The organism is Nocardioides pymetrozini (genome assembly GCF_046058985.1).
Lineage (GTDB): Bacteria > Actinomycetota > Actinomycetes > Propionibacteriales > Nocardioidaceae > Nocardioides.
Map to the genome: position 1 here is coordinate 227851 of NZ_CP175557.1, position 25359 is coordinate 253209.

General features: G+C 65.6%; 18 protein-coding genes. 2 read left to right on the forward strand and 16 right to left on the reverse strand.

The window, feature by feature from the left end; genetic code table 11:
- Positions 1 to 34: 34 nt before the first annotated feature.
- From ACJ5H2_RS22745 to ACJ5H2_RS22810, 14 genes are all read right to left on the reverse strand, one after another.
- The gene (locus ACJ5H2_RS22745; RefSeq protein WP_408899729.1) at positions 35 to 634 is read right to left on the reverse strand and encodes a short chain dehydrogenase; all 600 of its coding nucleotides are present in this window, start codon (positions 632 to 634) and stop codon (positions 35 to 37) included.
- Positions 631 to 2151, reverse strand: a complete 1521-nt coding sequence (locus ACJ5H2_RS22750) for a gamma-aminobutyraldehyde dehydrogenase (protein WP_408899730.1) — start codon at positions 2149 to 2151, stop codon at positions 631 to 633. The genes ACJ5H2_RS22745 and ACJ5H2_RS22750 overlap by 4 nt, the downstream gene beginning before the upstream one ends.
- Positions 2152 to 2156: 5 nt before the next feature.
- On the reverse strand, positions 2157 to 3314 hold the full coding sequence (locus ACJ5H2_RS22755; protein WP_408899731.1) for an aminotransferase class I/II-fold pyridoxal phosphate-dependent enzyme: 1158 nt from the start codon (positions 3312 to 3314) through the stop codon (positions 2157 to 2159).
- A gap of 49 nt (positions 3315 to 3363) precedes the next feature.
- Complete coding sequence (locus ACJ5H2_RS22760; RefSeq protein WP_408899732.1) at positions 3364 to 4875, reverse strand: aldehyde dehydrogenase family protein; 1512 nt, start codon at positions 4873 to 4875, stop codon at positions 3364 to 3366.
- 102 nt (positions 4876 to 4977) lie between these two features.
- Positions 4978 to 5418: a hypothetical protein gene (locus ACJ5H2_RS22765; RefSeq protein WP_408899733.1), complete on the reverse strand. Its 441-nt coding sequence runs from the start codon at positions 5416 to 5418 to the stop codon at positions 4978 to 4980.
- The gene (locus tag ACJ5H2_RS22770; protein WP_408899734.1) at positions 5418 to 7070 is read right to left on the reverse strand and encodes a GMC family oxidoreductase; all 1653 of its coding nucleotides are present in this window, start codon (positions 7068 to 7070) and stop codon (positions 5418 to 5420) included. The genes ACJ5H2_RS22765 and ACJ5H2_RS22770 overlap by 1 nt, the downstream gene beginning before the upstream one ends.
- A complete protein-coding gene (locus ACJ5H2_RS22775) occupies positions 7067 to 8245 on the reverse strand; it encodes a TetR family transcriptional regulator (RefSeq protein ID WP_408899735.1) in 1179 nt (392 codons plus the stop codon). Before ACJ5H2_RS22775 ends, ACJ5H2_RS22770 begins: the two co-directional genes overlap by 4 nt.
- On the reverse strand, positions 8242 to 9810 hold the full coding sequence (locus tag ACJ5H2_RS22780; protein WP_408899736.1) for an ABC transporter substrate-binding protein: 1569 nt from the start codon (positions 9808 to 9810) through the stop codon (positions 8242 to 8244). Before ACJ5H2_RS22780 ends, ACJ5H2_RS22775 begins: the two co-directional genes overlap by 4 nt.
- Before the next feature lie 50 nt (positions 9811 to 9860).
- Positions 9861 to 10778, reverse strand: coding sequence for a dihydrodipicolinate synthase family protein (locus tag ACJ5H2_RS22785; protein WP_408899737.1), 918 nt, complete (start codon positions 10776 to 10778; stop codon positions 9861 to 9863).
- A 44-nt stretch (positions 10779 to 10822) separates the two neighbouring features.
- The gene (locus ACJ5H2_RS22790) at positions 10823 to 11884 is read right to left on the reverse strand and encodes a threonine aldolase family protein (RefSeq protein WP_408899941.1); all 1062 of its coding nucleotides are present in this window, start codon (positions 11882 to 11884) and stop codon (positions 10823 to 10825) included.
- Complete coding sequence (locus ACJ5H2_RS22795) at positions 11877 to 13787, reverse strand: dipeptide ABC transporter ATP-binding protein (protein WP_408899738.1); 1911 nt, start codon at positions 13785 to 13787, stop codon at positions 11877 to 11879. Before ACJ5H2_RS22795 ends, ACJ5H2_RS22790 begins: the two co-directional genes overlap by 8 nt.
- Positions 13788 to 13804: 17 nt before the next feature.
- The gene (locus ACJ5H2_RS22800; RefSeq protein WP_408899739.1) at positions 13805 to 14779 is read right to left on the reverse strand and encodes an ABC transporter permease; all 975 of its coding nucleotides are present in this window, start codon (positions 14777 to 14779) and stop codon (positions 13805 to 13807) included.
- Positions 14776 to 15798 carry an ABC transporter permease gene (locus tag ACJ5H2_RS22805; RefSeq protein ID WP_408899740.1) on the reverse strand — a complete coding sequence of 341 codons (1023 nt, stop codon included), beginning with the start codon at positions 15796 to 15798 and terminating at the stop codon, positions 14776 to 14778. Before ACJ5H2_RS22805 ends, ACJ5H2_RS22800 begins: the two co-directional genes overlap by 4 nt.
- Before the next feature lie 46 nt (positions 15799 to 15844).
- Positions 15845 to 17167, reverse strand: coding sequence for a flavin monoamine oxidase family protein (locus ACJ5H2_RS22810; RefSeq protein ID WP_408899741.1), 1323 nt, complete (start codon positions 17165 to 17167; stop codon positions 15845 to 15847).
- Between the two features lie 497 nt (positions 17168 to 17664).
- Between ACJ5H2_RS22810 and ACJ5H2_RS22815 the strand changes: the two genes are divergently transcribed.
- Positions 17665 to 18552 carry an alpha/beta fold hydrolase gene (locus ACJ5H2_RS22815; protein ID WP_408899742.1) on the forward strand — a complete coding sequence of 296 codons (888 nt, stop codon included), beginning with the start codon at positions 17665 to 17667 and terminating at the stop codon, positions 18550 to 18552.
- Between the two features lie 200 nt (positions 18553 to 18752).
- Here ACJ5H2_RS22815 and ACJ5H2_RS22820 read toward each other — a convergent pair whose 3' ends face one another.
- Positions 18753 to 20675 carry a CocE/NonD family hydrolase gene (locus ACJ5H2_RS22820; RefSeq protein WP_408899743.1) on the reverse strand — a complete coding sequence of 641 codons (1923 nt, stop codon included), beginning with the start codon at positions 20673 to 20675 and terminating at the stop codon, positions 18753 to 18755.
- A gap of 682 nt (positions 20676 to 21357) precedes the next feature.
- Here ACJ5H2_RS22820 and ACJ5H2_RS22825 point away from each other — a divergent pair.
- Positions 21358 to 22845 carry an APC family permease gene (locus ACJ5H2_RS22825; RefSeq protein WP_408899744.1) on the forward strand — a complete coding sequence of 496 codons (1488 nt, stop codon included), beginning with the start codon at positions 21358 to 21360 and terminating at the stop codon, positions 22843 to 22845.
- 680 nt (positions 22846 to 23525) lie between these two features.
- Here ACJ5H2_RS22825 and ACJ5H2_RS22830 read toward each other — a convergent pair.
- Positions 23526 to 25163 carry a CocE/NonD family hydrolase gene (locus ACJ5H2_RS22830; protein WP_408899745.1) on the reverse strand — a complete coding sequence of 546 codons (1638 nt, stop codon included), beginning with the start codon at positions 25161 to 25163 and terminating at the stop codon, positions 23526 to 23528.
- Between the last annotated feature and the right edge of the window lie 196 nt (positions 25164 to 25359).

Genomic DNA, 25359 nt, shown 5'->3' on the forward strand with positions numbered 1-25359 from the left:
ATCTCCTGTTGCCGACTCTTCTGGTCCGGAAGCATCACGGCTCGAAAACTCTGCCGCTCTCCATGCCTTCCACGGAGCGAACGAAGGCGTCGGCGACCGTCTCTGCCGGCACTGTGGGGTGCCCGGCAAACACAGTGCCGTACGCCGCCGACGACTCCCTGAGCAACCGCGGGCTGACGCAGTTCACACGGACCGAGCCCCAGAGCTCGAGCGCGGTGGCACGAACCCACGACTCGAGTGCGCCGTTCACTGCGGATGCAATGCTGCCAGTGGGCACCGGCTCGCGGGAGAGCACACCGGTGGTCAAGGTGAACGAACCACCTTCGCGAACGCACCGACGGCCGGCAAGGACTACCTCGACCTGTCCGAGCAGCTTGTTGTCCAGCCCCGTCCGCCATTCCGGTCGGCCGAGTTCCTGCCAGCGTCCGAACGGCGTGCTGCCGGCCGTACACACCACAGCGTCGATTTCACCGACGTTCGTATACAGATCCTGCACTGACCTCGGCTCAGCGATGTCGACAGAGAACATCGAACCGTTTCGGCTCGCGGTGATGACCTCGTGGCCGCGACCGGTCAACCGAGCGGCAACTACGCTCCCGATGGTGCCGGAGGCGCCGATGGCAAGGATCCTCATGGGGCCGGCTCGGAGTCCGGCGCCCGGTCCAGGTGGAGGATCGTTTGGTGCCACGGCTTGCTGATGGACCCCGTGAGCTCGGACATGACGTGCTTGACCTGCGTGTACTCCTCCAGCGAGTACGACGACATGTCCCTGCCGTAGCCGGAGCTCTTCATTCCGCCGTGGGGCATCTCGGAGATGATCGGGATGTGGTCGTTGATCCACACCGTGCCGGCCTGCAGTCGACGGCCGGCCAGCTGTGCCCGGAACACGTCGGTGGTCCATGCGGACGCCGCGAGACCGAAGCGCACGTCGTTGGCGAGGTCGAACGCCTGCTCGTCATCATCGAACGGCAGCGCGGCGAGAACCGGCCCGAAGACCTCATCCTGGATGATGCTGCTGCGCTGGTCCGCGTCGACCAGAAGGGTCGGTTCGTAGTAGGCGCCGGCATCGAGCGAGCCGCCCGGCGTACGACCGCCTGTGACCACCCGGGCGCCCTCGGCCCGCGCCACGTCCACCATCCTCGCGACCCTGTCCCGGTGCTGCGTCGAGATCAGAGGGCCTTGATCCGTGTCCTCGCACCGCGTTGGCCCGAGACGGGCCGCATCCATGAGGTCGGCCACCCCCTCGACGAACTCGCCGAACCGCGATCGGTGCACGTAGGCACGCGTAGCCGCCGTGCAGTCCTGGCCGGAGTTGATGAGCGCGGCTGCCACAGCACCACGGATCGCGGCCTCTAGGTCGGCGTCGTCGAACACGACGAAGGGCGCCTTGCCCCCGAGCTCAAGATGCACCCGCGTCCCGTTGCTGGCAGCGAGGCCCGCGATATGACGACCGACCGTGGTCGATCCGGTGAATGACGTCATGGCGATCCGCGGATCACCCACCAGCGCCTCGCCGGTGGTGCGACCCGGCCCGTTCACCACGTTCACCACACCATCAGGTATCCCTGCGGTGTGGCACGCGCGGGCGAGCATGAGTGTCGTGATCGGGGTCAGCTCGGACGCCTTGAGGACGATGGTGTTGCCTGCGGCGATCGCCGGCAGGATCTTCCACACCGCCATCTGGAGCGGATAGTTCCACGGCGAGATCGATCCGACGACGCCAAGGGCCTCCCGTCGGATGAACGAGGTGTGGTCGCCCGAGTACTCCGCCGCCGCCTTGCCCTCCAGTGACCGAGCAGCGCCGGCGAAGAACGTGACATTGTCGATCGACCCCGGCACGTCGAACTCGCGGCTCAACCGAATCGGCTTGCCTGCCTGCGAGGTCTCAGCCTGGGCGAGCGCTTCCGCCAAGCCGTCGAGCTCCGCGGCAAGCCGCAGCAGCGCCTTCGACCGCTCAGCCGGCGTTGCGCCTGCCCACCCCGGGAACGCGGACCCGGCGGCCGAGATCGCGGCGTCGACGTCGTCCTTGGTGTCTGCGGTGAAGGACCAGATCGTCTCCCCTGTAGACGGGTCGATGACGTCGTGAACCTCGCCCCCTCCGCATCCGAACGCACCCCCGATGAAATGCGTGTCCAGCTCCGGATAGCTCATCCGGCTCACCCCCTCCTGTCTGCACCGATGCGGTGTGTGCTCCGCGCGCGCAGGAAGCCGTCGAACGCGGCGAGAGCCTCCTCCGCGCCTCGCCTTCCGAGGCCGATCCGGAACCGATCACCCGGCACGGGAGCCAGATCGGATCGGAAGAGGCTGGCCGGCAGCAACAGCACGCCGGCTTGCTCGACCAGTTCCGCGGTCATGGCATCGACTCCGTTCCTCCCCAGGTAGCGGGGGAACGTCACGCACCCCGCTTGGGGCGGGCTCCAGTCGAAGAGCTCGACGTGCTGCTCGAAGAAGTCGTCGAACAGCGGTCGATTGCTCGAGATCCTCTGCCGGTTGCTCGCCCATATCTCCTCGCGTGCCTTGATCGCGATCGTCGCCAAGGCTTCGCTCGGGCCCGAGTTGCACATCGTGGTGTAGTGCTTGTGTCGCTCGAGTTCCTCCAACAGCCCGTGGTCGTGCGTGGCGACCCAACCTATGCGCAGCCCAGCGAGTCCGAAGGACTTGGACAGCACGTTGAGTGACACGGCGGCGGGATGCATGTCGGCTGCCTGAGGCAGCGTCAGGCTCGGCTCCGGCTCCAGCCCTCTGTACACCTCGTCGCTGAACAGCCGCACTCCTCGTTCGACGCACAGGTCCACGAGCTCGCGCCACGTCTGCTGGTCCGGTAGCGCACCTGTGGGATTGTTGGGGAAGTTGACGGCGACAAGACTCGTGTTCGGCCGCCACGCCCGACGTACCTCATCGAGATCCAGTCGCCATCCCTGTGCCGAATCGAGGACCACGCCGCTCACCTGCGCCCCCGTCCTCAGCGGCACAGTCTCCATCGACTGATAGTTCGGGACCGTCATGATCACGTGGTCGTTCGGCCCGGAGAGGACTTGCATCGCCCAGAAGATCGCCTCCTCGGCCCCGGCGAAGACGAGTACCTCGTCAGCTGACAGTGTCGCGTACGTCGAGGCGATCGCCTCACGCAAGTGGTCCCCGCCCCACGTAGGCGTGTAGCCCAGCGCGAGGTCGTTGAACGCCTCACGGTCCTCGTCGGTCGCTACCGCGAGGAGGTCGCTGATGCGACGTGTCTCCAGGTCGGACGCTGCCAGGTTGAACTTGGCGGTGAACTCCCACGCTGCGAAGTACTGTTCCAGCCGGAAGCTCGGCATGGTGGTGTGCAGTGTCACCCGGGACCTACTCCCGGACCCACGCCCCGAGTCATCGCAGCGTGAACCACGTCGTCTTGAGCTCGGTGTACTGTTCCAGCGCCTCGACGCCGCTGTCCCGTCCGCCGAACCCGGACATCCGATGTCCTCCGAAGGGCGTGGTGATGTCGCCTTCGCTGTAGCCGTTCACAGCGACCGTCCCGGCCCGCACCCGGCGGGACACTCGGATCGCCACGTCGACATCGTGTGTCCAGAGGGTTGCAGCCAGTCCGTAGCTGCTGTCGTTCGCAATAGCGACCGCCTGCTCCTCTGCGTCGAATCCGAGAACTGACACGACGGGACCGAAGATCTCGTCGCGAGCGATCGGAAGGTCAGGGGTTACGTCTGCCACCACCGTGGGCGGGTAGAAGTAGCCGCCCGTCTCCTCCAGCACCGCCTGGCCTCCAACGCGCACCGTGGCTCCGCTGCCAGCCGCCTCCCCCACATATCGCGAGACACGCGCAAGCGATGCCGGCTCGATGAGCGGGCCCATCTGCGTGGCGTAGTCGAGCGGGTCCCCCACTCGGATCCGAGCCGCAGCGTGAGCGAGTCGCTCAGTGAGCTCTTCACGCAAGGAGTTCGCTACGAGTACACGCGACCCAGCGGTGCAGTTCTGGCCGGCATTCCCGAATGCTGCACCCGCGAGGTCCGCAGCGATAGCTTCAAGGTCGTCCTTCATGTCGGACATGACGATCTGAGGACTCTTCCCGCCCAGCTCGAGGACAACGTTCTTGAGGTTGCTGTCGGCGGAATAGCGGAGGAACGCCCGACCGACCTCCGTCGAACCCGTGAAGGCGACGGCGTCGATCAGCGGGTGCTCACCAACCGCGCGACCGGTCGTCGGTCCATTGCCGGGAACCACGTTGAACACACCGGACGGGACGCCCGCCTCGGCAGCCAGCTCAGCGAGACGCAACGCGCTCAACGGCGCCTGCTCCGCCGGCTTGGCGACCACGCAGTTTCCGGCCGCGAGAGCTGGGGCCGCCTTGAACGAGAGCATGACGGCGGGGTAATTCCATGGCACGACGATGCCCACGACGCCCACGGGCTCACGCGAGATGACACCGAGAGCACCGTCCACGCTGGGTGAGACCTTGCCGAAGACCTTGTCGATCGCCTCGGCGTACCAGCGAAACAGATGGGCGACCTCGGGGATGTCCTGCGTCTCGCAGTCCGTGATCGGCTTCCCTGCGTCGATCGCATCCAGCACGGCGAGCTCAGACGCGTGGATTTCGACGAGGTCGGCCAGGCGCATCAGCGCGTCACGCCGAACGCTCGGCGATGCCCAAAGCCCCGAGTCGAAGGCCGCGCGTCCGGCGGCCGCGGCGCGGTCGACGTCCTCAGCTCCGCCGTCGGCCACCTCGGCCAGCGCACGGCCCGTCGCCGGCGCGAAGGTGGGGAACGTGCGGCCCGACTGGGCGTCGACGAAGGCACCGCCGATGAACGCCTGTGTCCTTCTCACTGTCGGCTCAGGCGCGGTGCGGACGGCGCCGGGACCAGCGACGGGAGGCGTGTTCAGGGTCATGGGCGGGTCTCCAGGGCTCTCTTATTGTCGACCTGACTGATTTTTGATCGACTGTCGTTTGATGTCGCCGCCGTCTCAGGCGGCCGCGGCACGGCTCGCGCGTCAGGCAGGCGGGACGGTGTAGATCGGACCTCGCTCGACGACGGGGAGCAGCAGGTCATCTCGCAGGAAGAACTCCGCCTCGTCCGGTGCTGGCTGGGCCGGGACGCGCCCCGGGTATCCCAGCAGCTTCCAGACCGGGCGGCAGGTGAGGTAGCGGCCGACGAGAAGGTCACACACGATCCCGAACCCGTCGGGGTCCAGTGCCTCGAGCGCGGACAGGTCTGATCTCTCCGGCGCAGTCAGCTGCGCAACCTGGCTGAGGTATCGCGTGATCCGTGGGATGTCGCGTACGAACTCCCGCAGCGCCAGCGCCAGAACCTCGCCGTCGGGGTCGGCGTCGGCACACGACGGGAAGCCCGGTGTGGCTGGCGTGATGATCTCGGCGAGCTCCTCCAAGGCATCGATCTGTACCTGCGGGAGATCGGAGTTGGCGGCTGGCATCAGTCCTCCTGCTCCATGGCGCGGTTGATGATGTGGTGCGCCGTGCGATGGGCGAACGCGCTGATCGTGTTCGTGGGCCCCACGGTCCCCGCTGACGGGAAGACGCTGCCGTCGACGATGAACAGGTTCGGCACATCGTGAGCGCGGCCATAGGGATCGACGACCGAGGTCTCGGGATCGGTCCCCATCCGAGCGGTGCCGAGGATGTGTCCGGGCTGGTCGGGCATCTCCGGGTAGCGCAGGACCCGTACGGCACCGGCCGCCTCGAGCGCTTCCGTGGCGCGGTCGAGGTGGAACTCGATCAGGTCCCGGCTGTTCTGGTCCTTGGTGTACTCGACTCGAGGCGCCGGGATCCCGTGGGAGTCCGTGAGCTCACGGTCAAGCGTGACCCTGTTGTTCTCATTGGGCAGGTCGCTGGAACAGATCGACATCAGCACGGATCGCCCCAGGATGTCGCGGACACCGTCCAGCATCCCGGCGCCTGCGCGCACACCACCTGCGGCGGTCGAGAGCGCGTACGCCGCGATCGGTCCGCCAGCAGGAGTTGTGCCCCACGATGCCCCCAGGACATGGCCCCGCGTAGCGTCCGTCTCGACGAACTCGAAGGAGTGGGCAGTATTGCCCGCAGGGCCGTACCAGCTGGCGAGCTCCTCGTCGAAGATGCCGACCGCCATCGCTGTCGGGTTGAGCATCAACCGCTTGCCGACCAGCCCACTCGAATTCGCGAGCCCGCTGGGAAAGCGCGACGAGGTCGAGAGCTGGAGAAGTCGGCTGGTGCCGATGCCGTTGGCGGCGAGGACGAACAGGTCCGCCTTGATCCGGTGCTCTCGTCCTTCGTCGTCGAGGAAGACCGCGCTGTCCACGGTGCTGCGCTCGTCGATGACGAGCTGGCGAACCCTCGCCCCCGTCACCAGCGTGGCACCGTGCTTCAGCGCCACCGGCCAGTGGGTGATGTCGACGCTGGCCTTGGAGCCGTTGGGGCACCCGGCCTCGCAGACGCCGTAGCGGACGCACGGCACGAGACCGTTCCGGTTAGTGTTGGCGATCGCGTTCGAGGCTGGCCACCAGTGCCACCCCATCTTGTTCATCCCCTGCGCGAACAGGCGACCGTAGTCGTTGATCGGGTGAGCCGGCAGTGTCACCCCCGGCGTCTGCGGGAAGGCGGTGTCCCCTGGCATCGCCGCCGCGGCGAAGTCACGGTCGACCGCGTCGTAGTGCGGGGCAAGGTCGTCCCAGGAGATCGGCCAGTCGTCCGCGACGCCGTAGAGCGTGCGGAGCTTGAAATCGCTCGGCATATAGCGGTGCCAGTAGGCCCCGAAGTGAATGCTGCCGCCGCCGACTGCGTTGTACATGACCGGGCTGACGTCGCTGTCCGCAAGGTTGAGCGGGTAGTCCTCCGGCATGGCGCGCACGTTCGAGCTGCTGTGCCAACGTCCGTACGTCGACAGCTCGTACTCGTCGCGGTTGCCGGTGTACTCGTGGGTGTCGATCCACCGGCCCTGCTCGAGGCACACCACGTGGAATCCCATGGCCGACAGTTCCTTGGCGAGGGTTGCGCCCGACGGACCAGAGCCGACAACCACTACGTCTGCGCGATCTCCGGGCGTCGAGTCGAACTGAGTGGCGGGGTAGGTGCCGCGCTTGATGGTCACGGCCTGTTCCTTCGGAACGGAGATACGGTCTCGGAGGCCAGAGGCGGCGCGACCGCCGGTTCGGGGAGCTCGGCGTCGATCGCCTCGATGAGCTCTTGGGCGTCTATCCTCAGCTCCATGGCTGCTGCCTCTGCTACGAGCCGGTAGACTCGCGGGGCTGGGGAGTCGCTGTAGGCGAGCATGACTCGCTCTGCGAGACCGTCGATGAGCCCTTGGATCCGCATCACCGCGTCGTCCACGGTCCCGACGCACCGGAACACGCCGCGGTCCACGCCGTCCTGGATGATGCTTCTCATCCGCGCGTCCCAGGTGAGGCAGAGCTCCTCGAGACGCGCCGCCCATCGGGAGTCGCGGAGGGCGAGGCGAGAGAAGTCCATCCAGACGATCTGATCCGTCCTGTCGGGCGAGGCCACGACCGCGTGTCGCAGCGCTGCACCCAGGCGCGTCACCGGGTCGCCTTCCTCGTCCACGTCGCCCTCTTCGAACCACAAACGCATGGCATTGCTGAGCGCTGCGAAGAGGAGCTCGTACTTCGTCTCGAAGTGGTAGTGGACGGTCGCCGTGGACAGCCCGGCGCGCTGCGCCACGTCGCTCACGCGAACGTCCGAGTAGCCGCGGTCGACGATCACCTGCACCGTGGCGTCCAAGATCTTGATGCGGGTGAGGTCCGTCTCGTTGCGACGCGACTGCCTGGTCTTGCCTTGACTGTGCCACTGCTCGTTCCATGACTCGACAGCGCTCGCGATGCGGGCGAGCTCTGCTGCCTCGCCGCTGTCGGTCGCAGCTTGAGCGACGCGGCTGCAGACGCGTTTTGCTTGTGCCGTAGTCATCCCCAGGCGTGCACCGAGCGCGAAGGTGTCCGTGTCCGGGTGCCTCTCGAGCTCGTAGATGGCGGCGAACCACGTGCGTAGCGGAACCCGCGAGCGCTCGAACATCGTCCCGACGCGCGGGAAGACGTGGTGCCCGCAGCTGTCGCAGCTGTAGCAGCCGCGGCGACGCACAGGATGGAACCGACGCATCTTGCCACAGTTGGTGCATTGGGCGTGCGAGCCGTCGTCGCTGTACCGCGCCGACCACAGCCAGTGGATGCAGTCCTCGTCGGTGAAAGCCTCGAACGGATCGGTGGACTTGGCGACCGTCGGCCGGACCCCGCCGGCAGCAGGGGCGGCTGTCATGAGATCCACATCGACTTGAAGTCGAAGTTCCCGAAGGACAGTCCGGTCTTCGCTGTTGCCATACCGTGCACCTTCTTGCTCGCGGCATCGATCGACGCAGAGAACTGCGGGATGATGTAGCCGCCCTCGTCATAGTCGATCTGCTGCATCTCGTGGGACAACTCTCGCCGCGCATCGGCGTCGACGGTCGAAATGGCCTGCTCGTAGAGGCTGTTGTACTTCTCGTTGCTGAAGTGGGTCTCAGGGTACGGTGCGTTCGGCGTCGTCGTGTACCCCGCCATGCTGAGGTAGGGGGCGTAGTACCACGCGTCCACGGAGAAGTCCCAGGACAGGAAGTTGCTTCCGAAGAACTCGGCGACCGTGACCTTCTGGATCTCGACGGTGATTCCGGCGGCCTTGGCCTGGTCGGCGAAGACCTGCGCCGCCTGTACCGCGCCGTACGAGATGTCGGCGACGACGAGCGTGACGGTGAGATCGGATTGTCCAGCCGAGGCAAGCAGAGACTTCGCCTGGTCGATGTCCTGCTCACGCTGCGGGATCGAGCTGTCGTAGTTGGGGTCCCAGGGACTGAAGACATCATTGCCTATGGTTGCCTCGCCGTTGAAGACCACGTCATTGAGAGCAGGTCTGTCGATCACTAGGCGAAGTGCCTGGCGAACGCGCACGTCGTTGAACGGTGGCTTGTCGCAGCGCATGACGAACGGCGTGGAGCCGCCGCCCTGGGAGACGAGCACCTGGCCGGATGCCTTCGCGACCTCGATGGAGGTCGACGAGAGCTGGTTGATGAGGTCGATCTGCCCGGACTGGAGTGCATTCAGCTGCGCGGTCTCGTCGTCATAGTTGCTGATGACCAAGGAGTCCACGTAAGCCGCGTCTCCCCAATAGTCTGAATACGGCGCAAATACGCTCTCCTGGCCGGGGGTGAAGGACTTGTACGTGAAAGCGCCGGTACCCACGGGCTTCATCGGATCGTAGTCGGTGGGCACGATGCCGAGGTAGAACGAGTTGGCGTACATAGCCTCGTCCAGGACCGAGTACGGGCGGTGGCAGGGGAGCTTGAGCGTGCGCGGGTCGAGTTTGCGGGCATTCTCGATGTCAACTGGCACCAGCGCCGCCGATCCGGCGTAGCCGTTGTCGATGACGCGACGCAGCGTGAAGAGCACGTCGTCGGCTGTGACCGGCTTGCCGTTGTGGAAGGTGATTCCGGGCTTGAGGCGAATCGTCCACGAGGTCGCGTCCGAACTCGGTTCGATCGACTCGGCCAGCACGTTGACACCGTGGGCGTCGTTGTTCATGCCGATGAGTGGCTCGTAGAGCGCCGCACTGCGGGCGAAGTCGACGTTGTTGAGGGCTTGCGCAGCGTCGAGCGTGTCACTGGTGCTTCCGCCGGTGAGACCGGCCCGTAGGGTGCCTCCTCTCACAGGCTTCCCGGAGGTGCTCCCAGAGCCAGGGGAGGAGGAGCTGCATCCCGCGGCAACGCCGGTCACCGCGACCGCCGCTAGACCTAGGCCGGCGGACTGGAGAAGGCTGCGCCGGGAGATGCTCGGGTTCGACGACTTTGACATGGTCACTCCTATTCACGGGATTGAAATTTGAGCCCGAGAGGTTGATCGGGTCAGCGGACGAGCGCGTCGGCGGGCAGAAGGTCGGCCGCCTCGAGTAGCTCGACGAGCAACGCCTCATCCTCAGCCGGAAGCGGCAGTAGCGGAGCGCGTACCGGGCCGACCCGCTTGCCCTGGAGCGCACAGGCGGTCTTGACCCGGGTGGCGTAGGACTGCTTCTCCAGGAACTCGACAACCGGGAACAGCCGGCGCCACAAAGCCCGCCCAGCCTTCAGATCTTCCCGGTCGACAATCGTTTCGAAGAGCTCAACGGCGAGCTCGGGGAAGATGTTCGCGGCTCCCCACACTGATGCCTGCGCGCCGGACGCCAGGCCGAGGAAGGTGAAGGTGTCCCATCCGTTGACGACCTGGACGTCGTCGCCGTGCTCCAGCAGGAGCGCGGTGAGCGCTGTGGCGTCAGCACCACTGTCCTTGATCGATGTGACGCCGGGCACGGACGCGAGCTCGGCGAGCTGCCCGGGCGACAGGTGCTGTCCCGTGGCTCCCGGGATGTTGTAGAGCATCACCGGAACCTCGACGGCATCGGCGACAGCCACGTAGTAGGAGCGGATCTCGGCAAAGGTCAGCTCGTCGAAGAAGGGGGGGATGACCATCACCCCGGCAGCGCCGGACCGCTGTGCGTGCTGCGTCAGCTCGATCGCCTCCACAGCCGTGAGTGCTCCCGTCTGAGGCAGCACCGGCACCTCACCCCCGGCCGCTGAGATGACGGTCTCGTGCAGCAGCTTGCGCTCATCGATGGTCAGGGCTGCGAACTCGCCCGTCGTGCCGCCGGGGATCAAGCCGCCGCACCCGGCATCGACCAGCCGGCGGACGTGGGTGCGGAGCGCTTCTACGTCGATGCGCAAGCCGTCCTCGGTGAAGGGGGTGATGACCGCGGGAAGGATTCCTCGCAGTTCGAGGGTCGGAGTCATGGGTTGGCCCTTTCGTCGGGACGGTCGATGATCGGATCTAGGTCTCACGCGGCCTGAGCGACGGCGGCACGGATGTCGCCGGCGAGCTCGTCGACCTCGTGTTCGGTGGTGGCGAAGGACGTCATCCAGCGAACTTCGCCGCGCCGGTCGTCCCAGACGTGGAAGTCGTACTTCTCGTGAAGAGTCACCGTCGCCGCTCGGGGAAGGGTCGCGAACACGGAGTTCGCCTGGACCGGGCGTGTGATATCGACCCCGGGCAGCCCACGGACCGCACTCGCCAACCGGCGGGCCATCGCGTTGGCGCGCTGCGCGTTGCGTAGCCAAAGTCCTTCGTGGAGGAGGACGTTCAACTGAGCGGACACGAAGCGCAGCTTCGACCCCAGCTGGGCGGAACCCATGCGTGCGTACTCCGGGGCGTGCACGGCTCCGGGGTGCAGCACGATCACGGCGTCGCCGACGATCAAGCCGTTCTTGGTGCCGCCGAAGGAGAGGACGTCCACGCCTGCTTCGGTCGTCAGGGCACTGAGAGGGACCCCGAGAGTCGCCGCCGCGTTCGCCAGCCGGGCGCCGTCCATGTGCACGGTCAGGCCGCGGCTGTGCGCATGCTCGCACAGCGCGATGAGCTCGTCGGGGTCGTAGACGGTCCCGTGCTCGGTCGCCTGAGACACGCTGAGTACCCGCGGGCGCACGCGGTGCACGTCATCGAAGCCGTGAGCTTCGCTGTCGACCAGATCTGGCGTGAGCTTGCCGTCCGTCGTCGCGATCGGAAGGAGCTTGGCCCCGCTGACCCACTCCGGTGCTCCACACTCGTCCACGTTGATGTGCGCGGTTGCTGCGCAGATCACCGACCCGCCCCCCGCCGTCATGGATCGGAGTGCGACGACGTTCGCTCCCGTGCCGTTGAAGACCGGCAGAGCCTGTGCGGCTTCACCGAAGTGGTGCCTGACCTGGTGCTGCAGAGCCGCGGTGTGACCGTCGCCCCCGTAGCTGGCCTCGTAGCCCTCGCTGGCCGCCGCGATAGCGGCCAGCACCTCAGGGTGAGCCCCGGCGCAGGTGTCACTGGCGAAGCCGTGGTGCCGGAGCGCGCGCCCTGTCGAGTTATTCATCCTCAGCGCCACCGCTCGCGGCGTCGAACCTCGGCAGGTGCTCGATCAGCCTTCGGGTGTACTCGGCCTGCGGACGATCAAGAACGTCCTCGGTCGCGCCGCGCTCGATGATGCGTCCAGCCGACATGACGGCGACCTGCTGCGCGATCGACCGCACCAGCGGGAGGTTGTGGGTGACGAAGAGGAGCGAGAGCTCCTGCTCGTGCTGCAGTTGGCGCAGCATCTCGATGACTGAGGCTTGGACCGACACGTCGAGGGCTGACGTGACCTCGTCGCAGACGAGGACTTGTGGCTTGACGACGAGGGCGCGTGCGATGGCAGCTCGCTGGCGTTCGCCTCCGGATAGTTGATCGGGATACTTGTCGAGGTAGTTGCGGGAGAGTGAGACGGCGTCGAGCGCCTCCACGACGCGGGTGTTCCGAGCACCCCTGTCGAGGGTTGTGAAGTGTTCCAACGGCTGGAGGAGCAGACCGCCGATGGTCCGCCGAGGATTCAGCGAAGCGTAGGGGTTCTGGAAGACGTACTGCATCCGCATGAGAGCGTCTCGCGACCTCGTCCTGACACCCTGACGGAGCTGCTCGTCTCCCAGTCGAACAGTGCCGGTCCACGACTCGTGCAGGCCGACCAGGCAACGGGAGAGGGTGGTCTTTCCGGATCCGGACTCGCCCACCAGAGCGACACACTCGTTGGGCGCGATCGACAGGTCGATGCCCCGGAGGACGCGCTTGTGGCCGTAGCTCGCGTCGAGCGAGGTCACCTGCAGGACAGCGCGGCTGCCATTGTCAGCACCGGATGCGGCATCCGTAGGGGCTACCTCCGGTTCCACAACCGCTAGGTGCGCCTGCTCACGATGGGGGACCGCTTCGACGATGAGGCATCGGGCGTCGTGATCGCTGCCGCCGGACACCGGGACGAGAACAGGGTGGCGCTCTCGACAGGTCGCATCGCTCGCCGGGCAGCGTGGAGCGAAGGCGCACCCTGGCGGCAGGGAGCCGAGCTCGGGCCGCACCCCACCCATAGCAACCAAGCGGGCGCGCTCACCAGACGAGGGCACCGCGCGCAGTAGACCGCGGGTGTAGGGATGTGCGGGCTTGAACAGGACCTCCCCTGAGGTGCCCATCTCCACGACCTCGCCGGCGTAGACCACAGCTACCTTGTCAGCAAGCTCGGCAACGACGGCGACATCGTGGGTGACGTAGACCGCCGCAACGCCGTACTTGCCACACAAGCGTCGCACGGTGTTCAGCACGGTGCGTTGTGTGGTGACATCGAGCCCGGTGGTCGGCTCATCCATGACGATGAGTCCGGGACGGCAGGCGAAGGCCATGGCGATTGCGACGCGCTGCTGCTGTCCGCCCGAAAGCTGGTGCGGGTACGCGTCCAGCACGTGCGTTACGTCTCCCAGTCCCACTTCTTCCAGAACCTCGGCGACCCGGCTCTGGGCGGCTGACCTGCTGCGGCCGTGCACTGTCAGTATCTCGCGCAACTGCGACCCGATCCTCCGGGCGGGATTCAGCGCTGTGCCCGGATCCTGGGGTACGTAGGTCATGGCGCTTCCGCGCAGGGCGGTGCGCTCCTTCTCACCGAGAGCGTTGAGGTCACGGCCGTCGATGCGCACCGTCCCTCGCGTGACCTTCAGCCCCCGCCGGGTGTGCCCGATCATGGCGAGACCGAGCGTGGTCTTGCCTGACCCCGACTCACCGACCACGCCGAGGATCTCTCCGGCGTCGACCTGCAGGGTGACGTCCCTGACGACTTCCACGCCATCGCGGAGGCAGACGGTGAGGCCCTCGACCGACACTCTCGCCGGCGTGACCTGGGTCCCTTGTGCGGCGACTGAAGGGATGTGCGCGTCTGTCGTTGCCGAAAGCGCTTCGTCCCCGGTGACCTGTGTGGTGAACACGTGCGGCCCCTCCCCCGTCATTCCGTCGCAGCGCTCTGGCCGCGCGCGATCACCGTCTCGTCGGCGACCGCGCTGGGGTCCGTGGTGAGGGCCTTCCTGGTCGTCCTGTCGGCGCCCAGAGCCACTCGCGTCACAGCATCGGCGAAAGTGTTGATGCCGACGGCGAGAACGGCGAGGAGGAAGGCCGGAACGAGGGTCGCCCATGGGTTGATCGAGACGCCGATGCGGTTCTCGTTGATCATGTAGCCCCAGTTGGCGTCGGGCGGTTGAAACCCGAAGCCGAGGAACGCGAGGCCCGCCATCACGATGATGGAGAAGCTCATCCGCAGCCCCGCCTCGACGAGCAGCGGCGTCGTGAGGTTGGGCAGGATCTCTCTGCGCATGACGCGCCCCGGGCGCACCCCCGTGATGGCGACGGCCTTGACGAAGTCGCGTTCGGCGACGTCGAGTGCAGCGGCCCGGATCACCCGGGCGACCTGGGGAGAGTGGGAGACGCCGACGGCGACGACCAAGAGCCACAGGTGACTACCCAGGACGGAGACAAGGAGGAGTGCGAAGACCAGTTGGGGGAAGGCGAGGACGACGTCGACCGTGCGCATGATGGCGTGATCCACCAAGCCTCCGAGGTAGGCGGCTGCCACCCCGGCCAGTGCACCGACGACCACACCGAGCAGGGTGGCCAGGGCAGCCAGGATGATGATCTGCCAGCCCCCGCTGAAGACCCGGCTGAGCACGTCCCGGCCCAACGAGTCCCCACCGAAGACGGCCTCGGACGAGGGCCCTGCGAAAGCACGGACGACACCTACCTGGTTCGGCTCGTGAGGTGCGAAGAAGGGGCCCACGAATGCCAGAGCCAGGACGACCATGGTCAGCGCCAAACCGACGGTGCCACTACGCGTCCGACATGCTCGTCCGAGCACGTAGGCCCACTCCCACCGACGCACCGAAGGTGCGTTGAGTCCAGGCGCCTCGGTCAGGTGCTTCCCCGTCATCGCGGCATCCTCTTCCTCGGCGTCGCCATCAGCGCGAGCAGGTCGGTGACGATGTTGACCACCACGTAGAAGGCGGCCAGCAACGTGACGAGGAGCTGGATGGTCGGGATGTCCTTGCTCAGCACTGCCTGGTACAGCGCTTGTCCGATGCCGGGATAGTTGAAGACAGTCTCGACCACCACGATGCCGCCGGCCAGGTAGAGCAGGTTCAGCCCGATCGCCTGGACGGTGGGGGCGACCGCGTTCGGCAAGGCGTGACGAAGCAGCACCTGGCGCTTGCTCAGTCCCTTCAGCCGCGCCATTTCGACGTACTCGCTCTCGAGAGCGTCGATAGTGGCGGCGCGCATCATGCGAAAGACGTAAGGAGCGATCACGATGACCAGCACGACGGTGGGAAGGACCAGCATGGCGATGTCATCCCAGGGCCGCTGCCCGGGCGAGAGTGCCGAGACCGCGGGGAACCAGTGGAAGACGTTAGTGGACAGAAGGACCGTGACGAAGATCGCCACCACGAATTCCGGCAGCGCGAGCACTGCCAACGAGGTGGCCGACATCGCGTGGTCAGCCAGCCGATCACGACGTACCGCGGCTACCAGACCGAGCACGACACCGAGGGCCGTTCCAACGACGCCTGCTGTCACGACGAGGGCTGCGGAGTTGACGATCTGAGGAACGATGAGTGTGGAAAGGGGCTGCTGGTTGACGAGGCTCGTACCGAGGTCACCCTGAAGCAGCCCGGTGACCCAGTTCCAGTACTGACTCAATGCCGACTGATCGAGGCCCATCTGTCGTTCGAGAGCTGCCAGACGCTCAGGAGTGGCGTTCTTGCCGAGGACCGCGCGTGCTGCGTTACCGGGCAGCAGCTGGGTCGCCGCGAACACGATGACGGTGACGACCCAGATGGTCACCAGGCCGAGCGGGACGCGCTGCATCAGGAGCGAGCGAAGGGGATGGGCCCGTCGCGGCGCCTCCGTCGCGACCGGCGAGACCACCGGTTCCGCACTGATCGAGGACGTCATGGTCGGACGGTCCCGTCCAGCACCGGTGCAGCGAGCCGACGCATGATCAGGCCTTCGCGCTCTCGGTGTCCAGCAGGGCCGCAACCTCGGTGGACGCCTTGTGAGCGGTCTCCAGGGCGCCTTCCATCCACCCCATGAACGACACCGCGACGTCGCTGCTGGCGAAGAGCACCCGCCCTTCACGTCGGGAGAGCTCCGAGTGGGACTTGGACAGCATTCCCGGCTGAGCACCGAACCAGGAGCCCTTTGCCAGCGGGTCGTTGTTCCAGTCGTGCCAGTCGCTCTTGATCACGTGCGCGCCCGGCGTGAGTGCCTCGACGGCCTGATCTGTGCCAGCGACCGTGTCGAAGTCGTATGCCGTGGGGTCGCACGAGAACCCGACCTTGAGCGCGTGACCCTCGACATCGTACTCCCGGCTCAGCACGGCCAGCCCTCGATTGGTGCTGGGGCCCGCCATGAGGGCGTCGACGGTGTTGTTCTCCACGAGCGCCCAGAACTTCACTGTGGTGTTCGAGCAGTGCGCGCCGGCCGCGGCGCCGCGCTTGCCGCTGCTCAGAGCTGGGGAGAACTCGACGTCGTTCCAGCAGTTCAGAGGAGTGGTCCAGATGGCATAACGGGCCGTGATCGTTTCGCCCGACGCAGTGGTGACCTCGACACCGTTCTCGGTCTGCGTGACCCGGGTGATGTGAGTGTCGAGCCGGATGTCGGCGCAGTCGGAGGCGAGTGCGTCGATCATGGACTTCGTGCCGCGGGTGAAACGGTGGTGGCCGATGGCGAAGAAGCTCCACGGACTGTTTCCGACCAGGGCGAGCTGTTGGAGAAGCATCAGCGCCGAGATCGTCGACGTGTCCCGAGCCGCGTAGAAGACGGGGAACATCGAGAGAAAGTCCCAAGTCGCCGCCGGAAGGTCGAGGGGCGAAAGAAACTCATCCCAGGACACGTCGAGGTCGTGCAGACCCTGGCCGTCGAGCGGTGCGTAGGGATCGATCCGGTCGGCCGCGCGCACGCAATGGAGGACGGCCTTCTCCAGTGCGGGGATCTCCTCCAGCGGCACGGGAAATCCGCTGCTGCGCACGCCGTTGATCAGCCACTCCGACGTGGTCATCTCCGGACTGAGCTCGATCGGAATTTCGTACCGGTCGAGTTCCGCCCGCATCAACGGCTGGTAGTTCATCGTCAACCAGTTGCCACCCATCTCGATCAGCTGGTCGGTGTCTGCGAAGTTGCGGTACCAGGTCCGCCCCCCGAGCCGGTCACGTGACTCGACGACGATCGCCGAAATTCCACGATCATTGAGGTTCCGCGCCGCGGTCAGTCCGGCAAAGCCGCCGCCAACGACTACCACGTCTGTCTGCTCTGAGTGCGCCATCACTTCTCTCCTCTGAATCGCGTTAGTCGCTGAATCGAACCGCGCGAAACCGCCCCTGACGGAGCGACCGCCGTGCTCTAGAGCTCCCCGCTCCCTTGGCTCACAGACTGACCAGTGAACCTACTGGTCAATAGACAACGACTGCTCGAGATGCGCTGTCAAGGGTCAAACGTGACGCCAATCGCACATTCAAGGGCTGGCGGTACCTGTTTCAACGCACCGCAGACTTGACACGTACCAGCCTCACCACGCCATGCTCTCGGTGGCGCCGCGTGCCGCGGGCGGTACCGCGTCGGGTCTCCCTCGACGCCTGCTCCACGACTGTGCACGTACCTGCTGGAACGGCGATCGTTCATGCACGTAACTTTTCCGGATAGGAATTCCACGATGTGGCACGGCAGTTGCCAGCGCGCGCTCATGCCGTCGTGCGGAACACCGAGCTTGCCCGGGTACGAAGGGCCGTTGACCCCGGCTCTCCGCCTGGCAATGATCATCGCGTGTTCGAAGACTTCGAGAGACGGACCGTTCGCGTCGACAACGACAGCGTTGAGATCTCCTTCGTCCAGGGCGGGACAGGACCAGCGGTCCTGCTCCTTCACGGTGCGCCACAGACCCACACGATGTGGCACCTGGTCGCCCCCCATCTGGCGGCCGAGCACACCGTCGTCGCCGCCGATCTTCGGGGATACGGGGACAGTTCGAAGCCGCGCTCGAGCGCCGACCACTCGACTTACTCGTTCCGCACAATGGCACTCGACCAGGTCCAGCTCATGGAGCAACTGGGACACGAGCGGTTCGCGGTCGTAGCGCACGACCGCGGCGCCCGGGTGGCACACCGCCTGCTCCTCGACCACCCCGACCGGGTGTCCGCAGCGGCTCTCATCGACATCCTCCCGACGGAGTACAACTACACGCACGTGACGCGGGAGCTGGCCACCGCGTACTGGCACTGGTTCGCCTTCATCCAGCCGGAGCCTCTGCCCGAGGACCTGATCACACCAGACCCCGTGACATTTCTGCGCCACGTATTGAACTCGTTTGGAAGCACACGCTCCATTTTCGCGCCGGAGGCAATGGCAGAATACGAGCGCTGCTTCGCCGATCCAGCCATGATCCACGCGATGTGCGAGGACTATCGGGCCGCAGCGTCCATTGATCTCGAGCACGACCGGGAAAGTCGCGACAAGAGGATCGAGTGCCCCATGCTACTGATCTGGGGCTCCCGCGGGGTCGTCGGCCAGCAGGCAGATCCTTTGAAGGTCTGGAGCAACTATGCCGCCGACGTTCGCGGCGAGGTCCTCGATGCGGGGCACTTCGTAGCCGAGGAGCAGCCGGAGCGGACCGCCCAGGTTCTGACGCAGTTCCTCCAGAGCCTGCCGAACTGAGCTCATCGCCGTGGCGCCAGTCATTGTCTGCGGCCCCTGCGCAAATAATGCGTTCGGACCTCGACAGCCACACTGCTACCCCGCCTTGATCACGGTCGGCGTGCGCGTGTGCCCTGAGTGCCCGGCGGCACCCAGGGCACTTCAGCTGATCTTGTCGGTGTAGGTGATGTGGGATCCCACCGTCGCGGCGGGGAGGAGGGTCACTCGTGGAAACTCCTTGTGAAGAACGGCTTGCCGTTGAGGCTAATCTCCGCGGTTCCCCAATGGGCTCGGCGCGTTTGCCACGTCATGGCGTGAACGTCCACCTGAGTCCCGCCCTGGAGACCCATCGAGATGCGCACGTCCGTGTCGACCTGCGCCGCTTCCGGCTTGTCCGGGGTCACCGTGAAGGTGAAGGTTTGGTCGAACGTCATGACCTCGCCGGTGCCCGACGGGAGGTACGTGGATCCGCGAGAGTCGATCCGGGTGATGACGCTCTTAGTGGCCACGCTCGTTTCGATGCGACGGTCGACGAATCCGCCCTCGATGGCCAACGGCATGACGTTCACCGACGGATCGGGCGCCGGCAACGTGGGCTCGACCCACTCGTGCTCGGGGAGGGTGGGCAGCCTGAGGGCGGCCGCCCGTTCTCCGTCGACGGCTAGTCGGATTGCCGGTGTCACCACCGACGGCCAGTGCCGAGGGAAGTCGGCCGTCGCCAAGGCGACCCGCAGCCGGTGTCCTGCCGGGACCTGGTAGGCGATCGGCGCCAACGCGACCTTCACCTCGGCGTACTCGCCGTGCGGGACGGACTCGCCGTCGTCCTCTGTCGTCAGTCGGGCGGATCCGCTCGTGATGAGCGTGGCGCGTCCGTCAGCAGCGACGTGGCTGAGCTTCACCGACAGGTCGACCTCGCTCCCCGAGTCGACCGCCACGAAGAGTGTCGCCTCGGGAATGCCTACGATCTCGATCGGCTCGGCGGAGGGTGAGGCGTCGAAGGTGATCGACTTGATGTCATCCGGCCCCTGATCAAGTGCCGCAGCAAGCCCTCCCCCGAGACCGTCCATCAGCACCGAGTAGGCCCCGACCGTAGCGTCCCCGGCGTAGGCGATCTCGGCCTGCTGGACGTCGCCGACTGCAGTCACGAGCTGGTGCCCGTCGGAAAGGAAGAGCGTCGTCATCCCAGCTCGGTCGATGACCGGCCACGAGCGCTCGGAGCGCCACTTATCTGCGCCGTAGGTCCAAATGGCCACTTCCGGTTCGTCATCGTCCAGAGCAGAGGTGTCGTTTCGCAGCCAGCGGTCGAACCAGGACTTGATCAGGGCCAGGTGATCGGTGGTGCCGAGGGGCGCTACGTGCGGAAGACAGTGTTCCCACGGCCCGATGATCAGCTTGCGTGGCGCCTTGAGCGCGTCGAATCCCCACGTCACCTCACGCGGGAACAGGTCGCGCCACCCGCCTATAACGAACGTCGCTGCCTCGATGCTCGACCAGTCGACAGCTCGCGTAGTCCAGTACGGGTCCTCACGGTCGGGGTGGCGGCGGAACTCGCGCGAGCGCTCGGCGAAACGCTCGATACGTTCCAGCCACAGTTCATGCCACTTGCCCTCGGCATCCTGACGACCAGGAGGCAAGAGTTCGAGAGCGAACATGAAGCCCGCCCAGGTCGCTGAGATGTAGGGAGCGGGTACGTCTGACGGATACCACAGCTCGTACGCGTGTGCGGGCGGCATGATCGGCGCGATCGCTTTGAGGTGGGGCGGTCGCAGCGCGGCGGCCTGGAGCGACGTGCAGCCAGGGTACGAGAAGCCGTACATACCCACGTTGCCGTCACTCCACGGCTGGGCCGCGACCCACTCGACGACGTCGTACGCGTCTTGGCCCTCCAGCTCCCCGGCAAACGACTCCCAACGTGTTCCTTCGGATCCGCCGCACCCGCGCATGTCGACCTGCAATGACGCATAGCCCTGCTCGGCGAAGTACTGAGTCTGATACTCGTCTTCGATGGCGTTGAGATCGTCCTTCCGATACGGCGCATAAATGAGCGCCGCCGGCACGGGCTCGGAGGTCTCGGGGCGGTACAGCGTTGCCGCTACGGTGATGCCGTCCCGAAGGGGAATCCGAACGTCCCGCTCAATGATCATCTGCGTCCCTCGATCGTCGATGGACCGGCAACCCTGGCGTCGGTGTGTGAATACCGTCGCGGCGGCTTGACGGCCTCTGCGAATTTGATTGATCAGTTGGATTTCACCGGCAACTGTGCAGCGCTGTCAAGCGGTAAGCGTGTAGGAAGCCGCACTTTCTTAGACTTACGTGCTTTATCGATCCGCCGTTATTGCAGGTAGGGTGCATAATCTCCGCGAGCATACCCGCGGGGCGCACCCAGCCGACGACAACGGGCGCCGCGGCCAGCGCGCGTAACGCCGCGGCGCGGATTATCTCGTCGCAGTGATGGCGTCCCGCTTCTTCCACCACCTCGGGGACTCACCCCAGCTGTTTTCATAGGTGCGTTAAAGATGAATCCTTTGTGCACGTATATACGTGCAATGCGCGGTCGAAATACCTGCGTCTACGGGGATTGACGTACGACTGTCATGACCGCCAGATTGACGATCAGTCAACCCCCTCGCGACGAATCCAGTCGCCACCCCGGAGATGCGAGCGGCCCACCGGGCGGTTATCGGCGGTGGTCTGACACCTAACGGGAACGTCGTGATGCAACAGATTCCCGCGGATCGGCCGCGCGGCTCGAAAGGACGTCTGGTGAGAAGACTGTGCAGGTTCGAGATTACAGCTACATCCTCCTCCGGGCCGAGGTGAACCGCGATGACCACCGATGAAACCGACCCCATGATCAGCGCGAAGACGAAAGCGGACGAAACTCTCGAGAACGACGCGATCGGTCTCTCAGAAGTTCTCTTCCAATCGGTCTCCTCAACTTCTCCGGCGTTGTCCGCAGCCGCCTCGATATCGATTGGTGCTGCGTACGCGGGCGGTGCGCTGCCTTTGTCGGTGCTTCTTGCTATCTGCGGATGCCTGTTGGTGGCGGTCTGTGTCGCACAGATGGCGCGGAGATTCCCCTCCGCCGGAGGGTTCTACACCTATACCGCCAGAGCGTTCCACCCAGCGGTCGGCGCCCTGGTGGCGTGGGCGTACTTACTCGTCTGGATCTCTTATCCGCCGCTGCTATACTTGGCCTTCGGCCACTTTCTAGGAACTACGATTCACGCCGAAACGGGACTGCCGTTCGAGCCGACCTGGGTCATCTGCTCCATCATTTGCGCGGCTGCGGTTTTCGCTGCTGGCTATGTTGGCGTCAAGTTCAGCACCCGTTCGGGTGTCGTCTTGGGGATCGTCGAGATCTTGATCTTTGCGGTCCTTGCTGTCTGGCTGATCATCAAGGCCGGCGATGCAAATACGCTCAGCGTCTTTTCTACACAGCACGCCAACGTTGACGGCTTCGTCGGGACGGCTGGAGTGGTGGGCGGCCTGGTCTACGCCGTGTTCGGATTTGTCGGCTTCGAGAACGCAGCGCCGTTGGCGGAGGAGACCCGGGACCCGCGACGCAATGTCGTCCGAGCCATGATCTGGTCGATCGTGATCATCGGGATCTTCTACGTGTTGACCACGTACGCCTCCGCGGTCTACTTCGGCGCGGACGGCTATGACGGCTTCATGGGTGCAAATGGTGGCGACCCTTGGAGTGGGATGGCCGAGGACGCGTGGGGCATCGGTTGGATCCTCGTGCTGTTCGCGGTCCTCAACTCGTGCATCGCAAGCGCCATCGGCGGGCAGAATGGCGGGACCCGTCATGTCTACGCGATGGCGCGCATCAGACTGCTGCCCGACGTGTTGGCGAAGACACACCCTGTCCACAGGACGCCGCACGTCGCAACCGTTGTGCTCGGCGTGATCTACGTCGTCATCACGATCGGGGGAGGTCTCCTTGCCGTCAGTCCCTTGGAGGCATTCGCCGTCATCGGCACGTACTTCACCGCGATGATTGTCTTCCTGTACATGCTTGTCGCTGTTGGCAGCGCTGTCTACGTCCTGCGTCATCGGCGCGAAGAGTTCAGCGTGCTGATCAACGGTGTAGTCCCGCTGGGGGCGTGCCTCACGATGATCCCCGTCTTTCTGACCAGCCTCGGACTCGGCTCGGGTGTGTTCGCGTTCATCTCGCCGCTTCCGGCCCCGTTGGACCTGGCCGCGCCCATCGCGCTCGTCTGGCTTGCCGTCGGCGTCACGTACCTGGCGTACGTGTGGAAGACGGACCCGCAGCGGATCCGCGACACCGAGAACGTATTCATCGAGTGAACAGCTCGTCGTGCTGTTCTTCTCAAATACCGGAGTCCGGGTCGAGAGATGGCCGTCCTTGCGCGTCGGGCGGCTCGATCTCAAGCGCAACCGGGCCGTCATCGCCGTCACCCCGGGTGGGCCTGGTCTGGGGCACGACGAAGACCCACCAGCGGCAACAGGTCCCTGTCCCGCGGTTCCTAGTCGATGGAGCTGCCCCACCACGTCGCCGGCAAGCAGCCCGAGAATCTGTATTCGGAACCCGCAACGGGCAGCCGCTACAGGTCAGCACCTACCGGACCGCCTTCACCACCGCAGCGGAGACAAACGTTGCGGACCTGCACCCCCGCGAGCTGCGCTACACCGCCGGTCAGCCTCGCCACCGCGTCCCGCGCCGACATCAAGGCGTCCAGCAGATGGCTCGGGCACGGCTCCGCGACCATGACGTCTCGACCCCTTGCTCAGAGCCGCTTTTCGGCACCGCACACCCGGCCGGATTCGAACCGGCGCTACCGCCGTGGAAGAGCGACCACAGCGTGGTCGGGGACAGTTCCCGTCCGGCAGGCTGGGGTGCCCGCGCTCTCTGACAGTTGCGAGACTTCACGCCCTGCGGTTTGCACCGCGGTACGAGTTGGAGCGCTTCTGCGCACAAACACCGGGCGGCGGCGATACACCGCGCCCCGGTGTTCCTGCCTGGGTGGTCAGTGATGCTGAGGCTTGGTCAGATGGAGGTCGACGTACGAGACGCCGCCGCCCGTGCTGATCTTGACCGTGCCGGCTGGGGCATTCTCTCTCACGACGCTGTCCTTGCTCGTGACGGTGAGCCGGAGCCGATGCCCTTCTTGGACAGCCCAGTACTTGCTGGGGACCCTGATGGTCAAGTGGTAAGGCGTCCCAGGCGTGACGGACTCTGGGTCGGAGTGGGAGGAGCGATGGCTGGCCTTCAGGTATCCCGCGGGGCCCAGGTCTGTGACCGACCCGTCTTCTGCCACGTCGTGAAGATCGACAATAACGTTGCCGTCGTGAGCGGAAAATGTGGTCGTGAGGGTCACCTTGACGCTACCGGTGACGACTTCGCTGTGTTTGAAGGGTTCGGTGGTGTAACTCAAGGAACCGCTAGAACCATCCGGTGAGACCACGAAGGTGTCCGCGCCTCGGTGACCGTTGCGTCCACGCGCGAGCTGGCCTTCAGGAAGCAGGTTGAACCGCACAGGCGTGGCATCGGCAGGCGGCCATGCGCGGAGGCCGCGCCACTGGTCGGAGCTGTCACCGCTCGCGGGCATCTCGTACGCAATCACCTTCGGCGGCTTCGGGACCGACCGGTCATTTCCCAGCCAGCGGTCGAACCAAGCCAAGTACACCCCCGTGCTGATCGTGTTCTTGTTGTAGGACGGGGGGCCACCTCGCTCGGGTGCGCCGTGGACCCAGGGCCCGAGGATCATCGCGAAGTCGTCCCGATCTCCCAGCGCCCCGTAAACCCTGTCGAGCTCAGAGATGTTGATGTCGAGGAAGCCATTGACGTAGAGGGTGGGCACGTCGATGTCCGCAGGGTCGACAGCTTGCTCGGCCCAGTAGGCATCGAACGTCTTGTGTGCGGCGTACTCTGCCGAAAGTCGCTCAGTGCATGTCGGCTCGCCGGTGACAAGGCCGCATTGAACAGCGAATGTGTCTGCATAGATCCCGCCCGGATACCTACCGTCGTAGATGCTGGGGCGGCCTTCGATGGGGATGATCGCTTCGAGGCTCGGCGGTTGCTCGCGCCCCGCGACCAGCATGGAGGAGGTCCCGCCGTAGCTGATGCCGACCTGACCGACCTCCCCGGTCGACCACGGCCGAGCCGCGAACCACTCGATCAGATCATAGTTGTCCAGATGCTCGCGCTCCTGGTACGGCCGGACAGGGGCGATGCTCTCGGGGGCGGGGCTCACGCCGTTGAACCCCTGCGAGCCGCGGGTGTTGCACCAGATCAAGTTGTAGCCCTTCGCAGCAAACGGGCGAAGGTCGGTCTGCCAGTCAGGGAAGGTCCTACCGTACGGCGTGTAGTTCATCACGATGCTGGGGAACTTCCCCTCCGCGGGAGTGCCATCCGGCGTTGCAGGCCGATAGATGTCACAGGTCAGATTGAAGCCATCCCGCATCGGCACGAGGACGTCGGCCGCCACGTGAATGCCGAACTCGTCAGGTCGGGTGTAACTCAGAAAGGTGGACGCCTCTGCGGTGGCGTCGTGGACGCGCGCCGCCAGGACGTCTGTGCTTGCATCTGCAAGTCCGGCTTGAGTCGCCGTTGCCGGCGCAATGAAGCCGGTCGATCCGAGGACGAGGAGCGCGATGATCGTCAAGACATTGCGACTTCCTCCCCTGTGTCCGAAGAGATAGTGGGAAGTCAGCATTCTCTTGATCTCCTGCATCACGGGTGCGCGGCCGCCCGAGCCCCTGATGGGTGGCCGGCGTGGTGGAAACCGCGGGAGATTCTGAGGTTGGTGCATGCCCTGTGGGATCCCGCAGCGTGGCGACCTTCGCTACACTAACGAACGT

What these genes read in the sequence shown, in the direction of transcription:
- ACJ5H2_RS22745 (WP_408899729.1), bottom strand. Translation starts at nt 634, where the DNA reads ATGAGGATCCTTGCCATCGGCGCCTCCGGCACCATCGGGAGCGTAGTT.
- ACJ5H2_RS22750 (WP_408899730.1), bottom strand. Translation starts at nt 2,151, where the DNA reads ATGAGCTATCCGGAGCTGGACACGCATTTCATCGGGGGTGCGTTCGGA.
- ACJ5H2_RS22755 (WP_408899731.1), bottom strand. Translation starts at nt 3,314, where the DNA reads ATGCCGAGCTTCCGGCTGGAACAGTACTTCGCAGCGTGGGAGTTCACC.
- ACJ5H2_RS22760 (WP_408899732.1), bottom strand. Translation starts at nt 4,875, where the DNA reads ATGACCCTGAACACGCCTCCCGTCGCTGGTCCCGGCGCCGTCCGCACC.
- ACJ5H2_RS22765 (WP_408899733.1), bottom strand. Translation starts at nt 5,418, where the DNA reads ATGCCAGCCGCCAACTCCGATCTCCCGCAGGTACAGATCGATGCCTTG.
- ACJ5H2_RS22775 (WP_408899735.1), bottom strand. Translation starts at nt 8,245, where the DNA reads ATGACAGCCGCCCCTGCTGCCGGCGGGGTCCGGCCGACGGTCGCCAAG.
- ACJ5H2_RS22780 (WP_408899736.1), bottom strand. Translation starts at nt 9,810, where the DNA reads ATGTCAAAGTCGTCGAACCCGAGCATCTCCCGGCGCAGCCTTCTCCAG.
- ACJ5H2_RS22785 (WP_408899737.1), bottom strand. Translation starts at nt 10,778, where the DNA reads ATGACTCCGACCCTCGAACTGCGAGGAATCCTTCCCGCGGTCATCACC.
- ACJ5H2_RS22790 (WP_408899941.1), bottom strand. Translation starts at nt 11,884, where the DNA reads ATGAATAACTCGACAGGGCGCGCGCTCCGGCACCACGGCTTCGCCAGT.
- ACJ5H2_RS22800 (WP_408899739.1), bottom strand. Translation starts at nt 14,779, where the DNA reads ATGACGGGGAAGCACCTGACCGAGGCGCCTGGACTCAACGCACCTTCG.
- ACJ5H2_RS22805 (WP_408899740.1), bottom strand. Translation starts at nt 15,798, where the DNA reads ATGACGTCCTCGATCAGTGCGGAACCGGTGGTCTCGCCGGTCGCGACG.
- ACJ5H2_RS22810 (WP_408899741.1), bottom strand. Translation starts at nt 17,167, where the DNA reads ATGGCGCACTCAGAGCAGACAGACGTGGTAGTCGTTGGCGGCGGCTTT.
- ACJ5H2_RS22820 (WP_408899743.1), bottom strand. Translation starts at nt 20,675, where the DNA reads ATGATCATTGAGCGGGACGTTCGGATTCCCCTTCGGGACGGCATCACC.
- ACJ5H2_RS22825 (WP_408899744.1), top strand. Translation starts at nt 21,358, where the DNA reads ATGACCACCGATGAAACCGACCCCATGATCAGCGCGAAGACGAAAGCG.